Source organism: Caballeronia sp. NCF2, assembly GCF_023631205.1.
Lineage (GTDB): Bacteria > Pseudomonadota > Gammaproteobacteria > Burkholderiales > Burkholderiaceae > Caballeronia > Caballeronia zhejiangensis.
Genome location: NZ_JALQDN010000121.1, coordinates 1 through 736 on the forward strand (window position 1 = coordinate 1; position 736 = coordinate 736).

The following is a 736-nucleotide window of genomic DNA, read 5'->3' on the forward strand; positions in this document are numbered from 1 at the left end:
GCGTTCCAGGGCTTCGTGTCGCCGGAATCGTTCACGTTCTGGGAGTCGATCGTCGTGCTGGCGTGCGTGGTGCTGGGGGGCATGGGGCACATTCCGGGCGTGATTCTCGGCGCGGTGCTCCTCGCGGTGTTCCCCGAATTCCTGCGCTCGACGATGGGCCCGCTGCAAAACGCCATCTTCGGCCATCAGATCGTCGATACCGAAGTCATCCGTCAGCTGCTTTACGGTCTGGCGATGGTGCTCATCATGCTGTATCGCTCGGAAGGTCTGTGGCCGGCCGCGAAACACGAAGACAAAATCGCTAAGCTTGCCCGGGTTCGAAACAATCGTTCCTTCCAAGCGTAGAACTGAGGGCGTGTATGAAACCAGATAACTGTCGACTTAAAGTTTCGGGCGTGAATAAAAGCTTTGGCGGACTGCAGGCTTTGACCGACGTCAGTATGTCAATCAATGAGGGCGAGATCTACGGACTGATTGGACCTAATGGTGCGGGCAAGACAACATTCTTCAACGTGATTACGGGCCTCTACACTCCGGATACCGGTGGCTTTCTCCTTGATGGTGCTCCATACAAGCCGGCGGCCGTACACCAGGTCGCAAAGGCCGGCATCGCACGCACATTTCAAAACATTCGTCTTTTTGGCGGAATGACGGCGTTAGAGAACGTGATGGTCGGACGTCACGTTCGCACGAAGCACGGTCTGGTCGGCGCGGTGTTCCAGACGCCCGCCGAACG

2 protein-coding genes are annotated in these 736 nt (G+C 57.3%); both read left to right on the forward strand.

Going from position 1 to position 736, the window contains the following annotated elements; genetic code table 11:
• On the forward strand, positions 1-345 hold a 345-nt coding region (locus tag NCS02_RS36165; RefSeq protein ID WP_502800935.1), incomplete at its 5' end, for an ABC transporter permease subunit.
• Positions 346-359: 14 nt separating this feature from the next.
• Positions 360-736 (forward strand): ATP-binding cassette domain-containing protein (locus tag NCS02_RS36170; RefSeq protein ID WP_250523709.1); only part of this gene is annotated, 377 nt, incomplete at its 3' end.